10 protein-coding genes are annotated in these 15442 nt (G+C 72.5%); 6 read left to right on the forward strand and 4 right to left on the reverse strand.

The features are described from left to right. Positions 1–15: 15 nt before the first annotated feature. The 3 genes from ABTW87_RS15670 (at position 16) to ABTW87_RS15680 (ending at position 2388) form a co-directional block, all read left to right on the forward strand. Positions 16–750, forward strand: coding sequence for a hypothetical protein (locus tag ABTW87_RS15670; protein WP_350651500.1), 735 nt, complete (start codon positions 16–18; stop codon positions 748–750). Between the two features lie 10 nt (positions 751–760). After that, positions 761–1876 carry a hypothetical protein gene (locus ABTW87_RS30225; protein WP_502891590.1) on the forward strand — a complete coding sequence of 372 codons (1116 nt, stop codon included), beginning with the start codon at positions 761–763 and terminating at the stop codon, positions 1874–1876. A 131-nt stretch (positions 1877–2007) separates the two neighbouring features. Beyond that, entirely contained in the window at positions 2008–2388 is a 381-nt protein-coding gene (locus ABTW87_RS15680) for a hypothetical protein (RefSeq protein WP_350651501.1), read from the forward strand. A gap of 120 nt (positions 2389–2508) precedes the next feature. On the opposite strand, the gene ABTW87_RS15685 is transcribed toward ABTW87_RS15680, so the two are convergent. Beyond that, positions 2509–4305: a glycoside hydrolase family 6 protein gene (locus tag ABTW87_RS15685; protein WP_350651502.1), complete on the reverse strand. Its 1797-nt coding sequence runs from the start codon at positions 4303–4305 to the stop codon at positions 2509–2511. 508 nt (positions 4306–4813) lie between these two features. On the opposite strand from ABTW87_RS15685, the gene ABTW87_RS15690 reads away from it, so the two are divergent. Together ABTW87_RS15690 and ABTW87_RS15695 are read left to right on the forward strand one after the other, a co-directional pair. After that, positions 4814–5785, forward strand: a complete 972-nt coding sequence (locus ABTW87_RS15690; RefSeq protein WP_350651503.1) for a hypothetical protein — start codon at positions 4814–4816, stop codon at positions 5783–5785. Next, a complete protein-coding gene (locus ABTW87_RS15695; protein WP_350651504.1) occupies positions 5769–6482 on the forward strand; it encodes a class F sortase in 714 nt (237 codons plus the stop codon). Before ABTW87_RS15690 ends, ABTW87_RS15695 begins: the two co-directional genes overlap by 17 nt. Positions 6483–6536: 54 nt before the next feature. Here ABTW87_RS15695 and ABTW87_RS15700 read toward each other — a convergent pair whose 3' ends face one another. Next, positions 6537–11594, reverse strand: a complete 5058-nt coding sequence (locus tag ABTW87_RS15700; protein ID WP_350651505.1) for an NAD-glutamate dehydrogenase — start codon at positions 11592–11594, stop codon at positions 6537–6539. 289 nt (positions 11595–11883) lie between these two features. On the opposite strand from ABTW87_RS15700, the gene ABTW87_RS15705 reads away from it, so the two are divergent. Further along, the gene (locus ABTW87_RS15705; RefSeq protein WP_350651506.1) at positions 11884–13842 is read left to right on the forward strand and encodes a penicillin-binding transpeptidase domain-containing protein; all 1959 of its coding nucleotides are present in this window, start codon (positions 11884–11886) and stop codon (positions 13840–13842) included. Positions 13843–13916: 74 nt separating this feature from the next. On the opposite strand, the gene ABTW87_RS15710 is transcribed toward ABTW87_RS15705, so the two are convergent. After that, a complete protein-coding gene (locus ABTW87_RS15710) occupies positions 13917–14078 on the reverse strand; it encodes a hypothetical protein (RefSeq protein WP_350651507.1) in 162 nt (53 codons plus the stop codon). Positions 14079–14189: 111 nt separating this feature from the next. Next, complete coding sequence (locus ABTW87_RS15715; protein WP_350651508.1) at positions 14190–15410, reverse strand: arginase family protein; 1221 nt, start codon at positions 15408–15410, stop codon at positions 14190–14192. Positions 15411–15442: the final 32 nt, after the last annotated feature.

The following is a 15442-nucleotide window of genomic DNA, read 5'->3' on the forward strand; positions in this document are numbered from 1 at the left end:
GGCGAAGGAGGAGCCATGTCGCCCACGCAGGTAATCGTCATAGTCCTCGTCGTACTGGTGATCGCCGCGCTGGCCGTGGCGGGCTGGACGTACGCCCGCCGCCGGTCCCTGCGGTCACGGTTCGGGCCCGAGTACGACCGGCTCGTCGCCGAGCAGGACAGCCGCACCGCCGCCGAACGGGAACTGCGCGACCGGGAGCGTCGCCACGCCGAACTGACCCTCACCCCCCTCTCCCCCGAGTCCCGGGCCCGGTACGCCGCCGCCTGGGAGGAACTCCAGGTCCGTTTCATCGACTCGCCCGCCGAGACGGTCGGCGACGCGGACGAACTGGTCACCCGGCTCATCGCCGAACGCGGCTACCCGACCGGGGACTTCGACGACCAGATCGCCCACCTCTCCGTCGAGCACGCCCGCACCCTGACCCACTACCGCGACGCCCACGAGATCCACCTGCGCAACTCGCGGGGCGAGGCGAGCACCGAGGACCTCCGCCAGGCGGTCGTCCACTACCGCGCCCTCTTCGCCGACCTGCTCGGCGAGGAGCCCGTCGCCCACCGCCCCGGCGACGAGCCCGTCGCGCACCACACCACCGACGAGGAGCCCGTCGCCCACCGCACCACCGACGAGGCGGAGTCGCACCGCACGCCCGCCGACGAGCCGGACGGGCACCGCGCCCGCGCCGACGAGCCGGACGGGCACCGCCCGCCCGAGCAGCGCAATCCCGAGCGCCCAGACGTGACGAGCCGCTGAGGAGACCACCATGCGCCAGGACGAGCAGCAGGCGGGCACCGACCACCCCGAGGCCGTGCGGTCGGCACCCGTGCCGGTTCCGCCTCCCGGTGACGAGACGGACCACACCGACCACACCGACCGGGCCGACCACAACAACCACAACGACCCGACCGACCACACCGACCCGACCGACCGCGCGGAGGCCGACCGGGCGGAGCGGGCCGACGTGCCCGAGGACGCCCTCGACGACCGGGGCACCTTCGACGACCCGCGGGTGCTCGACGACGGGGACACCGCCGACGAGAGCCGGGACCGCTCGGGCGACGACCGGCGGCCGGACGCGACGGACGACGAGGCCGACCGTCCCGAGTTCCACGATCCGGGTCCGGTGCCGACCGCCTTCGGCGCCACCACGGTGGGCGGCGCGGTTGCCGCCTCCGCGCTGGCCAGCGGCCGGCCGGAGGACGAGCCGGACCCGCGTACCGAATCGACCGCACGGCCCGGCGACGGTGCCGGCGGCGAACGGGAGGGCTGGCGCGCGGACCCCACCGCCGAGTTCCGTGGTGGCCCGGGCTGGGAGCAGCGGCGCGAAGAGCGGGCCGGCGGCTCCGAGGAACCGGCCGGAACCACGGTGGTCCCGGCCGACGCGACCGACGGAGGCCCGGAGCGGCGTGCCGACCTGAGCGCCGGGGACGGCGATCCGGCCGGCGCGGTCGGGTACGGCAGCGCGACGCCGAACATGGTCGACCCGGACGCGGTCGCCCCGGACGCCGACCCGGCGCTGGCCGGAGCCGGAGCCGCCGGCGCGACCGCATCGGCCGGCTCGCTGGGATCGGAGGGCACCGCGCGGCCGGCCGGGTCGACGGTCGCTGCCGAGCCGGCGACGCTGTTCGACCCCGGGACCGCGCAGGGCTTCCGGGACCGGTGGCGGGACGTGCAGCTGCGTTTCGTCGACGATCCGCGTGCGGCGGCCGGCGAGGCACAGGCGCTGGTGGACGAGGCGATCCAGGCGCTCGCGTCGGCGCTGACGGCGCAGAAGCAGAAGCTCGGCGGCTGGCAGGACGGCAGCTCGTCGGACACCGAGCAGTTGCGCGTGGCGGTCCGTCAGTACCGCGACTTCCTGGACCGGGTGCTCGGCCGCTGAGCACCGACAACATCCGGAGCGGGCGCCCGTCGGGTGCCCGCTCCGGCTGTTGGGAGGGGCGGCGCATGGCGTCCGCCGCACCGGGTACGCGAGGAGGTAGCGAACGCGCGTGCGGACAGGAGGGCGACACCATGACCGATCGTGACCGGGACCGACCGCTGGAGGAGAGCCCCGAGGTGGCCGCGGCGGTCGAGGACGACACCGGCGTCCCGCAGCTGATGACCGGCGGCGGCGCGGACCGGGACACGCCTGCCTTCACGCCCGGCGACCGCCCGATCGGGGGTGGCGGGCCGGACGACCTCATCGGCGACCCGTACGCCGCCGGCACCGGTGCCACCGGCACCGGGACCGGGGCCGCACCGGACAACATCCGCACCGGGAGCGAACAGCCCTGGGAGCCGGAGGATCTGGTGGCGGCCCGGGGCCAGGACCTGACGCCGGAGAACATCGAGAAGGCCCGCCGGGACCTGGCCGAGTTGGGCCGGGCGGCGATCGAGCGTACGGTCCCCTGAGCCCGGCGCTCAAGGGACGAAGGGGGCCCCTGGCCCGACCGCGGGGCGGTCGGACCAGGGGCCCGGGGAACCTGCCGCCGGAGCGCCTCACCTACTCCGTACGGCGGGTGGGCGCCGGATTCAGGACAGCGGCGGGTACGCGTTCTGCATCAGCTGCTGGAACTGCGCCGGGAACCACGCACCGGAGATCGGCGCGTCGGGCAGGGCGCCGCTCATGCTGTTGCCGTTGCGCGCGTTGCCGGTGTACGTCGGGTCGCACATCCGGTCGAAGCCCTTGCCCTCGTTGTTCGGGATCTCCTTGCTGGAGCCGTCCGACTCGCCCGGGGGCTTGACCCAGACGTAGGCGTCGATGCCGGGCTCCGGCGCGGCCTTCGGCCGCTCGCCCAGACCTGCCCCGGCCTGGTTGCACCAGTTGCCGGCGTGGATCCGCCGGTCGACCCGGCCACCGTCGACGTAGGCGTCAACGCTGGTCGACGGGCCAGGGCCGGTCGGCCGGGCGCTGCCACCCCAACCGTTGCGGGAGGTGTCGATCAGCATGCCGATGTTCGAGTCGAAGCCCCGCCGGACGAGTTCCTGCCGGAACGCCTGGGCGAAGGACAGCTCGTCGACGTACTGGTTCCAGTCGATCCACTTGGACTGCCGCACGCTGGTGCCGTTCACCGTGTCGGTGATCTTGACGTACGGCTCGCGCAGCGCCGAGTAGTTGGCGGTGTTGACGATGAAGCCGTGCACGTTGCCCACGGTGCTGCCGGAGGCCACGGCGGCGTCCTTCAGGATCTGGGCGGTCGGGCCGAAGTTGCTGTCCCAGCCGATCCAGCCGTGGTGCGCGGCGTCGATGTAGTTGTAGACGTTCGGGATCGCGCCCAGCTTGGCCAGGGCGTAGCCGACACCGTTCACGTAGGCGCCGTTGGCCTTGACGGTGTCGCAGGTGGCGGTGCCGCCCGGGTTGCCGGAGGTGTTGGTCACCAGGTTCGGCAGCGAGTCGATCTCGATGATGTTGATGATGCGCAGGTTCCGGTACTTGGCGTCGCCCTGGATCGCGGCGATCGGGTCGATGTACTCGGCCTTGTAGCGGGGCAGCTCGTCCGGCTTCAGCTCACCGTTGGAGGCGAGCGCCGCGCAGTCCCGGCCGGGCAGGTTGTAGATCACGATCTGGATGTAGTTCGCGTTCTGCCGCAGCGCCTCGTCCAGGTGGTCACGCAGGCCCATCGCGCCGTTCGAGCTGCTGTCCGGGGTGCCGTTGATGGCGGCGATCCGGTCCAGCCAGACGGCGGTCGGGGTGTTCGAGACGCGGTTGCCACCGGCCACCGACTCGGCCTTGGCCTTCCACTCCGGGTTCACGTACCCCTGGGCGTTCAGGTACGGGTTGTCGACCCGGGGTCCGCCGGGCGGCGGGGTGGTCGGCGGCGGTGTGGTCGGGGGCGGCGGGCTGCTCGGCGGCGGGCTGCTCGGCGGCGGGCTGCTGGGCGGCGGGGTGGTGGGGCCGCCACCGCCGTTGCAGGTCACCCCGTTGAGCGTGAACGACGTCGGCTTCGGGTTGCTGCCGCTCCACGACCCGTTGAACCCGATGCTCACGGTCGCGCCGCTGGCCACCGAGCCGTTCCACGACTCGTTCTGGGCGGTGACGTTCTGGCCGGACTGGGAGAACCGGGCCGACCAGCCCTGCACCACGCGCTGGCTGCTGTTCGGGAAGGTGAACCCGAGCGTCCAGCCGTTGAGGGCGTCGCCGACGTTCTTGATGTTGATGCTGGCGGTGAAGCCACCCGGCCAGTCGTTTGTCGTGTACGACACCTCGCACTGCGTCGCGGCGTGCGCCATGGTGACCGGTAGTGTCACCAACCCGCCCGCCACCAGAGCGCCCGCGCCGGTGAGCGCGAGGGCCCGGCGTGGGCCGGAGAGCCTTCTCCACACATTCATGCCACAGATCTCCTTGGGCGAGACCGGGTCCGCGAGCGGCCCGGGGAACGGCCCGGTGGGCGTCCGTTCGGACGACCTACCGGCGCCAGCGGGATGTTTCGGGGGGTGCCCGACCCGGACGGGCGGTGGTGGTGTGTGCCGGACCGGCGAGCGCGAACGACGGTCGGCCGGCGGGATGGTCGCCCGGCGAACCGGTTGCCCTCGACTCCTGCCGATACGCGGGTGCGTGGCTCCCCGCGTTCCGCCGATTCTTGCATGGGAGCGCTTCCATAGCAATGCCCCGATGCGGCACGGCCCTGGCGCGAGCCGTGTGGCCGGGTCGGAACACCCCACCGGACGGCAGACCGGCCGGCCGGGCAGGAAGGGCGGACTACCAGGCCTAACGCCCGGTAAACCAGCAAAGTTCAAAACACGAATCTTTCGCTTCATAAGCCGCGAAACGGTCTAACGTCGGTCCTAGCTCGGTTGTCGCCGAGCCCAGGACAAGAGGGATGGAGTGACGCAGGTCATGGCAAACAAGATGCTCGGGAAGGTCGTCGCGGGCGCGGCCCTCGGTGGCGCCTCCCTTCTCGTGTTCACGCCGGGAATCGCGTTCGCGGACGGCCACCACGAGAACGGGGGCAAGGTCTTCGCCAAGCCGCACGTCGTGAAGGCCGGCCACGAGGTCAAGCTGCTGCAAATCTGCGAGGAGCCGCAGGAGCACGCGTACGTCTGGTCGAAGGTGACCGGCAAGGTGAAGCTCAAGCCGGTCAAGGACAGCCGCGGCGACTGGCGCGAGGACGACAAGCACGGCAAGGACAAGAAGCGCGACCACAAGGACGACTGGAAGGACGACAAGCACGGCAAGGACAAGGGGCGCGACCACAAGGACGACTGGAAGGACGACAAGGGTCACGGCAAGGACGACCCGAAGCCGCCGCGCCCCGAGCCGACCGAGACCGTCACCACCCAGCCCGCCCCGCCGGCCAACGGCGAGCGGTCGTACGGCCAGGGCGGCGGCGCCGCCGACGCGGCCGACGAGAAGGACCGCAAGGACTGGAAGGGCTACGAGCACGGCCAGGACGCGGAGGGTGGCCGTGACTCGAAGGACCACGAGGAGTACGACTCCGAGGGCGACTGGAAGGGCCACGAGGATGAGAAGTCCAAGGGCCGCGACGGGCACGACTCCGAGGAGGGTGACTGGTCCGACGAGGAGTCCGGCGACCACGGCAAGGACCGCTGGGAGCACAAGCGGGAGTTCGTCTACTACGGCGAGGCCAAGGTCGACTGGGACGCCAAGCCGGGCAAGTACGAGCTCAAGGGCTCCTGCGGCGAGGGCAAGCTCGTCGTGCTGCCGCGGGGCGGCGTCGACGGTGGTGACGGTGGCATGAGCACCGGCGCCGACCGCGGCCTGGCCGCCGGCGGGGCGAGCCTGCTCGGCGCGGCCGCCCTGGGCGGCCTGGTGCTGCTCCGCCGTCGGACCGATGGTTCGCTGGTCTGACGTGACGATCCGGGCCGGCGGCCGTCACGCAGTCCCGTGGCGTGCCGCCGGCACGGTCGTCGTCGTCCTGCTCGCCATGGTGGGATCCGGCCTGGTCGGGGCCTCGCTGAAGACCTCGCCCGCCCCCCGGCCCCCACAGCCCCTCGCCCAGTCCGGGGCGGCGACCACCGGACCCGCGGAGGCGGACCTGCCCGCCGAGGACGACCCGGACGTCACCGTCCGGCCCACCCCCGTCGGTCTCCCCCGCTCCGCGGCCACCCGGATCGTCATCCCCCGGATCGGCGTCGACGCGTCGATCATGAAGCTCGGGACCAACCCGGACGGAACGGTCGAGGTGCCCCCGCTGGAGCAGGCCCAGCTGGCCGGCTGGTACGAGCCGGGAGCCAGCCCGGGCGAGGTCGGCAACTCCGTCATCGTCGGGCACGTCGACTCGGCCGCGATGGGCCCGGCCGTCTTCTTCTCGCTCGGTGCACTGCAACCCGGCGACACGGTGAGCGTCGTCCGGGCCGACGGTCGCCAGGTCGACTTCACCGTCGAGTCGGTGAAGTCGTACCCGAAGACCGCCTTCCCCACCGAGCAGGTCTACGGCCCGAGCGACCAGGTCGGCCTGCGGGTGGTGACCTGCGGCGGCGTCTTCGACCAGACCGCCGGCAGCTACCCGGACAACATCGTCGTCTTCGCCAGCCGGAAGGCGTGACGACGACGCGGAGCGGCCCGGCGGTCGGATCCCCGACCACCGGGCCGCGCGGCGTCAGGCCGCCGCGGAGGTCCGCACGAGCGTACGGATCTGGCGCAGCAGCACCGACAGCGCCGCCAGGTCGGCACGCGACTCGTCGAATTCCCCCATCGCCCGCTGGGCGCGGTGGATCGAGGTGGCGTTCGACTGCTCCCACTGCTGCACCCGCTCCACCGGCGGCAGGGTGTCCGGAGTGGACGACAGCACCTCGGTGGTGAGCGCGGCCAGCGCGGCGTACAGGTCGTAGCGCAGCGCCATCCGGGCGAGGGTCTGCCAGCGGTCCTCCCGCGGCAGCAGGGAGATCTTCGACAGCAGCGAGTCCACCCGGAACCGGTCCGAGAGCACGAAGTAGACCGAGGCCACCTCGCTCACGTCCCGGCTGCTGGTCCTCGCCGTCTCCACCACGTCGAGCAGGCCGAAGCTGTACATCAGCCGGACCGTCCGCTCGGCCAGGTCCCGCGGCAGGCCCTTGGCGACCATCGACTCGATGTGCGCCACGATGGCCTCCCGCTCGCTGCCGTAGAAGAGGGTCTCCATCCCCGGCAGGAGGCGGGCCACCCCGTCGCGCAGGCGGGCGATCTCCGCCGGCACGTCGATCGGCGAGCGGCGGTTCGTCACCAGCCACCGCACCGCGCGGTCGAGCAGCCGCCGGGTGTCCAGGTAGACGCCCGTCTGCAGCTCGGGGGCGACCTTGTTGTCCAGCGCCTCCACGGCGTTCCAGACCTCACGCAGCCCGAACACCTCGCGCACCACCACGTACGCCCGGAGCACGTCGGCCGCGCTGGCCGCGGTCTCCTCGACCACCCGGAAGACGAACGAGATGCCGCCCCGGTTGATCGCCTCGTTCACCAGCACGGTGGTGACGATGTCCCGGCGCAGCCGGTGCCGGCCCATCCGGTCGGCGAACCGTTCCCGCATCGGAGTCGGGAAGTAGTTGACCAGCAGCTCGGTCGTCCACTCCTCGTCGGCCACCCCCTCGGCCAGGATCTCCTTCTCAAGGACGATCTTGACGTACGCGAGCAGCACGGCGAACTCCGGCGCGGTCAGGCCGGACTCGGTCCGGACCGCCAGCTCCTCGTCCGGCGGCAGGGCCTCCAGTGCCCGGTCCAGCGCACCGGAGCGTTCCAGATCGGTGATCATCCGTCGGTGCACCGGCAGCAGCGACGCCGCCTGGGCCTGGGCGTTGTTGATCGCCCGCGCCTGGTCGTAGTTGTCCCGCAGCACCAGCTCGGCGACCTCGTCGGTCATCCCGGCGAGCAACTCGTCCCGCTCGGCGACGGTCAGCTCGCCGTCGGCGACCGCCGTGTTCAGCAGGATCTTGATGTTCACCTCGTGGTCCGAGCAGTCCACACCGGCGGCGTTGTCGATGAAGTCGGTGTAGATCCGCCCGCCGGCCTGCGCGTACTCGATCCGGCCGAGCTGGGTCCAGCCCAGGTTGCCGCCCTCGCCGGCGACCCGGCAGCGCAGGTCGCGGCCGTTGACCCGGATCGCGTCGTTGGACTTGTCGCCCACCTCCGCGTTGGTCTGGCTAGACGCCTTCACGTAGGTGCCGATGCCGCCGTTCCAGAACAGGTCGACCGGCGCGGTGAGGATCGCCTTCATCAGCTCCTGCGGGCTGAGCTTCGACACGTCGTCATCGAGGCCGAGCACCGCGCGCACCTGCGGCGAGATCGGCACCGACTTCGCCGTACGCGGGTAGATCCCACCGCCGGCCGAGATCAGCTCGGTGTTGTAGTCCTCCCAGGACGACCGGGGCAGGTTGAACAGCCGCTTGCGTTCGTCCCAGCCGGTGGCGGCGTCCGGATCGGGGTCGAGGAAGATGTGCCGGTGGTCGAACGCGGCCACCAGCCGGATGTGCTTCGACAGCAGCATCCCGTTGCCGAAGACGTCGCCGGACATGTCGCCGACACCGACCACTGTGAAGTCCTCCGTCTGGGTGTCGTGCCCCAGCTCCCGGAAGTGCCGCTTCACCGACTCCCACGCGCCGCGCGCGGTGATGCCCATCTTCTTGTGGTCGTAGCCGGCCGAGCCGCCGGAGGCGAACGCGTCGCCCAGCCAGAAGTTGTGGGCCGTGGAGATCTCGTTGGCGATGTCGGAGAACGTGGCCGTGCCCTTGTCCGCCGCGACCACCATGTACGGGTCGTCGCCGTCGTGGCGGACCACGTCCCGCGGCGGCACGATCTCGCCGCTGACGATGTTGTCGGTGACGTCCAGCAACGCGGAGACGAACTCCTTGTAGCAGGCCACCGCCTCGTCCCGGTCGCCCGGCTTCTGCTTGAGCACGAAGCCGCCCTTCGCGCCGACCGGCACGATCACCGCGTTCTTCACCATCTGCGCCTTGACCAGGCCCAGCACCTCGGTCCGGAAGTCCTCCCGGCGGTCCGACCAGCGCAGCCCGCCCCGGGCCACCGGCCCGAAGCGCAGGTGGACGCCCTCGAACCGGGGCGAGTAGACGAAGATCTCGAACCTCGGCCGGGGCGCCGGCAGGTCCGGGATCGCCTGCGGGTCCAGCTTGAGCGCCACGTACGACTTGGGCCGCCCGCCGGCGCTCCGCTGGTAGAAGCTGGTCCGTAGCGTGGCCTGGATCAGCGTCAGATACGACCGCAGGATCCGGTCCTGGTCGAGGCTGGCCACGTCGTCGAGCGCGGCGTGCAGCTCGGAGACCAGCTCCTTGCTCTGCTGCTGCCGCTGCTCCGGGCTGGTCGACCCCGGCGCGAACCGGGTCTCGAAGAGCCGCACCAGCAGGGCCGCGATCCGCGGGTAGGCGATGAAGGTGGACTCCATGTAGTCCTGCGAGAAGACCGTGCCCGCCTGGCGCAGGTACTTCGCGTACGCCCGCAGCACGACCACCTGCCGCCAGGTGAGGCCGCCGCGCAGGACCAGCTCGTTGAAGCCGTCCACCTCGGCCTCGCCGCGCCAGGCCGCCGCGAAGGCGTTCTCCACGTGCGGGCGCACCTCGGCCAGCTCCTGGTGGCCCTCGGGCAGTCGCAGCCCGAAGTCGTACAGCCAGATCCGGCCGTCGACGCGCTCCACCTCGTACGGGTGCTCGTCGACCACCTTCACGCCGAGCGAGTGCAGCACCGGGAGCACCGCCGAGAGCATCATCGGCTCGCCGTACCGGTAGACCTTGAACCGCACGTCCATCGACTCGTCGACGTCCGCCCCGCGGCTGCCGGCGCGGGGCGCCAACTGCTTGCGGAACAGGTGCATCTCCAGTTGGCCGGGCTCCTCAAGCAGCTCCAGCTTCGCCAGGTCCTTCATCGCCTCGTACGGCGTGTGCCCGTCCTTGTAGCCCTCCGGAAAGGCGTCGGCGTACCGGGCGAACAGGTGCTTGGCCTGCTCGTCGCCGAGCTTGCGCTCCAGCACCAGCCGGTAGTCGTCGTCCCACAGGCGGGTGGCGTCGGCCAGCTCCTCGGCGAGCAGGTCGGCGTCGATCTCACCCGGCGGCTTGGTCGGGTCGGTGCGGACGATGAAGTGCACCCGCGCGAGCATCGACTCGGTGACCCGGGTCGTGTAGTCCACCCCGACGCCGTTCAGCTCGCGCAGCAGGATGTCCTGCATGCGCAGCCGGTTCTGGGTGGTGAACCGGTCCCGGGGCAGGTAGATCAGGCAGGAGATGAACCGCCCGTACGCGTCCCGCCGCAGGAACACCCGCAACTGCCGGCGACCGGCCATGCGCAGCACGCCGATCACCGCGTGGTAGAGGTCGTCGGTCTTGATCTGGAACAGCTCGTCGCGCGGGTAGGTCTCCAGGATCTGCAGCAGGTCCTTGCCGGAGTGGCTGCGCTGGCTCAGGCCCGAGCGGTCGAGCACCTCCGCCACCTTGCGCCGCACCACCGGCAGTTCGCGCACGCTGGTCCGGTACGCGGCGGTGGAGAACAGGCCGAGGAAACGCCGCTCCCCGACCACCTCACCGGCCTCGTTGAACACCTTGAAGCCGATGTAGTCCAGGTACGCCGACCGGTGCACGGTGGCCCGCGAGTTCGCCTTCGTGATGATCAGCAGGCGCTTCTCGGTGACCTTGTCGTGCGCCTCCGGCGTCATCGACGACAGCACCCGCGCCTCGGTGGAGTCCGACCGCAAGATGCCCAGGCCGGTGCCGAGCACGGCCTGCAGCGCCTTGCCGTCCCCCTCGCCGGGCGCGTCCACCAGCCGGTACTCCCGGTAGCCGAGGAAGGTGAAGTGGTCGTGGGCGAGCCAGCGCAGCAGCTCGACCGAGTCGGTGATGTCCTTCTCCGGCACGGGCGGCCGGTTGTCGCTGGTGCGGGCGGCGGCCAGCTCGTCGGCCAGCGCCAACGCCCGCTGGCGCATCTTCGGCCAGTCCTCGACCGCCTCCCGCACGTCGGTGAGCACCCGCTGCAGCTCACCGCGCAGCTTGTCCCGCGCGTCGGCGTCCCGGACCGGGTCGATCTCGATCCGCATCCAGCTCTCGACCAGGTCGCCGGCGATCGCGTCGTCGGGCTCCACATCGGCGGCCACCTCGATCAGGCGGCCGAGTGGCTCGCGCCGGACCACCACCAGCGGGTGGACCAGCAGGTGCACGTCGAGGTGGTGCGAGTTGAGCAGGGCGGTCACCGAGTCCACCAGGAACGGCATGTCGTCGGTGACGATCTCGACGACGGTGTGGTGCTGCTCGGCGTCGGGTGAGTGGATCCGCAGCTTCAACTCGCCCGGTACCCGCTGCTGGGCGAGTTCCCGATGGGCGCGCGCCGCGTCGAGCATCTCCTCGGCGGTGAAGCCGATCAGCTCCTCGTCCGGCGCGTACCGCCAGTAGCGGCCGACCAGCGACGCCGCGTCGTGGTCGTCGCCGGCGAGTGCGACCGCCTGCGCCACCAGGCGCTCGGCGTTGGGTACCGGTTCGTCGAGCTCGGAGTCCTCCGCGTCCCCGGCCAGCGCGTCGGCGGGCAGGCCCAGGTCGTAGATGGTGTCGATGCTCGAACCGGTCAAGCCGGTCACGCCGGTGTCGACGTCGCCGAACCCGTCGGAATCGGTCGCCGAATCGAAGTTGTCGTCCCGGCCGGTGTCAACCTGCCGGAGGTCGGGTCCCGGTTTAGTAGCCGGACGCCGGTCCATCGGTGCCACTCCCCTCGACCCACCGCGTTGTGGGTCACTCTGCCGCCCACCATAGGCCCTGCCGATACGCGCCTTGGTCGGCGGACCGTGGTGCGGACGTCCGGTTCGGGACTGTCGTCCTTTCACCTGTTGCGGTACGCGGTTGGCCCGTCCCGGGATACCCCGCCTCCGGTTGTTCATCACACCGTCACGGGTCCGTCTTTCCGCCCGGGAGCGCCCGACAGGGTACGAGGCGGACGGTCGGGTCGTACTACCGTGCAGGAAGGCCAGATCTCGGGGGAGGAAACACATGCGCCTGTCGTACCGGCGTCATCGCCGTCCGTCACGACGACCACTCGCTCTGCTCACCGCCGTCCTGCTCGCCGCCGCCGGGCTCACCGCCTGCTCCGGCGAGGACGGGCCGGATCGCAGCGTCGACACCTTCCTGAAGGGCTGGCGTTCGGGGGACCTCAACGCGGTCGGCTTCGTCGACGCCACGGGGGCCCGGGTGCCGGCGGCCGACGTGACCCAGGCGATCAAGGAGCTCTCCGGCGAGCTGGCCGCCACGCCGCCGGCGCTGCGCCGCACCGGGGAGGCGAAGGTCACCGCCGATACGGCCACCGCCACGGTACGGATCGAGTGGACGCTTCCCGGCGACGCCCGGTGGGCGTACGACCGGCCGGTACGGCTCGCCCGCGGCGGCGACGACCAGTGGCAGGTGATCTGGGAGCCGCAGATCGTGCATGAGCAGCTCACCCGGCGTGACCGGCTGGGTCTGCGCCGCGAGTCGGGCCCCCGGGCGGCGGTCCTGGACGGTGCCGGCCAGCCGCTGGTGACACCCCGGCCGGTGGTCCGCGTCAGCCTCGTGCCCGGCGAGGTGAAGGACGTCCCGAAGGTCGTCCGGCAGCTCGACTCCGCGTTCAAGGCGATCCGCCCGGCGCTCGTCCCGCCGGTGGACCTCTCCGACCTCCCCGGGCGGCTCGCCGAGGCCAAGCCGGACGCGCTCGTCGAGGTGGTGACGCTGCGGGACGAGGCGTACCGGCAGATCAAGCCCCGCATCCACGGACTGCCCGGCACCCGCTTCCCGACCGACAAGCTCGACCTCGCGCCCACCCGTGAGTTCGCCCGGGCGGTGCTCGGCACGGTCGACCCGGCGCAGGCCGACGACCTCGCCAAGCACCCCGACCGGTACGTCCGCGGCGACCTGGTCGGCCACGGCGGCCTCCAGGGCCGGTACGACGAGCGCCTGCGGGGCGCCCCCGGGCTCACCGTGATCGTCAACCGGCCCGGCCCGGAGGGCACGCTCGTGGCCACCGGCACCGAACTGTTCCGTCGCGAGTTCCGGCCGGGCGAGCCGCTGAAGACGACGCTCGACGTGGCGACCCAGAACGCCGCCGACACGGCCCTGCGCGCCGAGAAGCGGCGGGCCGCCCTGGTGGCCGTCCGGATCAGCGACGGCGCGGTGCTCGCCGCCGCCAACGGCCCCGGGCCGGCCGGGGAGAACCTCGCCTTCACCGCCCAGGTGCCGCCCGGCTCCACCTTCAAGGTGGTCAGCGCGCTGGCCCTGCTCGACCGCGGCGCGGTCACCCCGGACCGGACGGTCGACTGTCCGAAGATCAGGGAGGTCGACGGCCGCACCTTCAAGAACTCGGACGACTTCGCGCTCGGGTCGGTCCCGTTCCGCACCGACTTCGCGGAGTCCTGCAACACGGCCTTCGTCGCCCTCGCCCCGCAACTCGGCGCCGACGGGCTCGCGGTCACCGGCCGCTCCCTGGGGTTGGAGAGCGACTGGGATCTCGGCCTGGACGCGTTCTCCGGCAAGGTCTCCGCGAACGGCGGCGCGACCGAGCAGGCGGCCGCGGCGATCGGTCAGGGCACCACGATCGTCAGCCCGCTGGCCATGGCCTCGGCCACGGCGGCGGTCGCTCGCGGCCGGTTCGTGCAGCCGAAGCTGGTGCTGGACCCGGCACCGGCAGGGCCGGCGGCTGACGGGCCGGAGTTGAAGGCCGAGTCGGTCGCGGCCGTGCGGGCGATGATGCGTGACGTGGTCACCGCCGGCACCGGCACGGCACTTGGCGACGTGCCCGGCTCCCCGGTGCACGGCAAGACCGGCACCGCCGAGTTCGACGACAACCCGGCCAACACCCACGCCTGGTTCGTCGGCTGGCAGGGGGACGTCGCGTTCGCGGTCTTCGTCGAGCGGGGCGGCTCCGGCAGCGGCACGGCGGTCCCGATCGCCGAGAAGTTCCTCCGCGCCCTGCCTCGCTGACCACGTCGGGCGCGGTCGCGCTCTCGCCAGGCGTCCACCGCACAGCGCGGTCCTTTGGAGCTGAACCGAATTCGTCATCGGCCGCTGCGGGTGCCGCTGCCGGTGCCGGTGCCGGTGCCGCTGCCGGTGTCGGTGCGGCGGCCGGTGCCGCTGCCGCTGCCGCGGCCGGCGCCGGTGCCGGTGCCGGTGCCGCGGCCGGCGAGCGAACGGCGGACCCCGCCCGCCGATCCACCCACCACATCAGCTCCAAAGGGCGTCACACCCATGACGGCTGCCGGCAGGCTTGGGGTCGACCGGCTCCGGCAGCCTGGTGCGGCCGCGTGGTGGTGGACGAGCGGACCTGCGGGTCAGGCCGTATCGGCCGTGGAGTGCGGCAGGTCGCCGTCCACCGCCGGATCGACGTCGCCGTCCGCGCCGAGGCTCGATGGCAGGGATCGACGCAGGAGGCCCGGCCCGGCCGACGCGGGCGGTCCGACCGGTTCCGGCCGATCAGCGGCGTCCGGGGCGACTCCTCCGCTCGGCGGTGCCGGGTCCGCGGCCACCCGCGGGCGGTCGAGGCCCCGGCGCGGCGCGGGAGTCGCGGGTGTGCCGGGGATCGCGGGTGTCCCGGGGGTCGCGGGTGCCCCGGGGAGCAGCCGCGGCGGGACCGCCTCCGGCGCGGAGACCGGGCGCAGCCCGGCCACCACGGTGTTGACGATCTCGGCCGCGTACGACCCGTCCGGGTCGTAGTCGGGGTCGAAGACGGTCAGCTCGACGCCGAGGCAGTGCGGGGTGTCGACCAGGCCGGCGAGCAGGATCTCCAGCTCGGCGAAGGCGATCCCGCCCGGGTCGGGGGCGTCGACGGCGGGCATCACCGCCGGGTCCAGCACGTCCACGTCGACGTGCACCCAGTAGCCGGCGCAGTCGGCGAGCTGCTCGTGCGCCCACTGGGCGGTGCGGGCCGCGCCCTCGGCGCGCAGCGCCGGCACCGGCCGGGTGGTGATCCCGGCGGCCTGGAGGTCGAGCCGGTACTCGTCCTGCGCGCGGATGCCCAGCACCACCACGTCGATGTCCCGGAAGTACGGCCGCCGCCCCTCGATGGCGGCCAGGTCGGCCTGGCCGCGGCCGGTCACCAAGGCGAGGTCCTCACCGGCGGCCGCGCCCACGTAGGACGCGTTGCCGGGGTGCCGGAAGTCGGAGTGCCCGTCGACGAAGACGAGCCCGATCCGCCCGCCCACCGCCTCGCCGAGCCGGTGCATGGCCAGCGCCGAGCCGAGCAGGACCGAGCAGTCCCCGCCGAGCACCAACGGGAACTCGCCCCGGTCGATGATCGCGCCGATGCGCTCGGCGAGCGCCACCGAGTAGTCGGCGATTTCCCGGGCGTGGCAGACACCGTCGCCGGGGCGCCAGTCGCCCGGATCGTACCGGGGCGGGGTCACGCAACCGGCGTCGCGCGCACGGAGCCGGGCGAGCAGGCCGTGGTCGCGCATCGCACCGGGCGCCTTGGCGCAGCCCGGCACCGAGGTGGGCGTGGGCGGGCGCAGGCCGAGGTTGGTGGGCGCGTCGAGGACGGCGATCCGGCGCATCATGGGCTCCCGTCCTCGAGGTGTCGGGCGGGCCG

It is taken from the genome of Micromonospora sp. NPDC126480 (assembly GCF_040302465.1).
Classification (GTDB): domain Bacteria; phylum Actinomycetota; class Actinomycetes; order Mycobacteriales; family Micromonosporaceae; genus Micromonospora.

Coding starts and splice junctions, on each gene's coding strand:
- ABTW87_RS30225 (WP_502891590.1), top strand. CDS start 761: ATGCGCCAGGACGAGCAGCAGGCGGGCACCGACCACCCCGAGGCCGTG.
- ABTW87_RS15690 (WP_350651503.1), top strand. CDS start 4,814: ATGGCAAACAAGATGCTCGGGAAGGTCGTCGCGGGCGCGGCCCTCGGT.
- ABTW87_RS15695 (WP_350651504.1), top strand. CDS start 5,769: ATGGTTCGCTGGTCTGACGTGACGATCCGGGCCGGCGGCCGTCACGCA.
- ABTW87_RS15715 (WP_350651508.1), bottom strand. CDS start 15,410: ATGATGCGCCGGATCGCCGTCCTCGACGCGCCCACCAACCTCGGCCTG.
- ABTW87_RS15670 (WP_350651500.1), top strand. CDS start 16: ATGTCGCCCACGCAGGTAATCGTCATAGTCCTCGTCGTACTGGTGATC.
- ABTW87_RS15685 (WP_350651502.1), bottom strand. CDS start 4,305: ATGAATGTGTGGAGAAGGCTCTCCGGCCCACGCCGGGCCCTCGCGCTC.
- ABTW87_RS15705 (WP_350651506.1), top strand. CDS start 11,884: ATGCGCCTGTCGTACCGGCGTCATCGCCGTCCGTCACGACGACCACTC.
- ABTW87_RS15700 (WP_350651505.1), bottom strand. CDS start 11,594: ATGGACCGGCGTCCGGCTACTAAACCGGGACCCGACCTCCGGCAGGTT.
- ABTW87_RS15680 (WP_350651501.1), top strand. CDS start 2,008: ATGACCGATCGTGACCGGGACCGACCGCTGGAGGAGAGCCCCGAGGTG.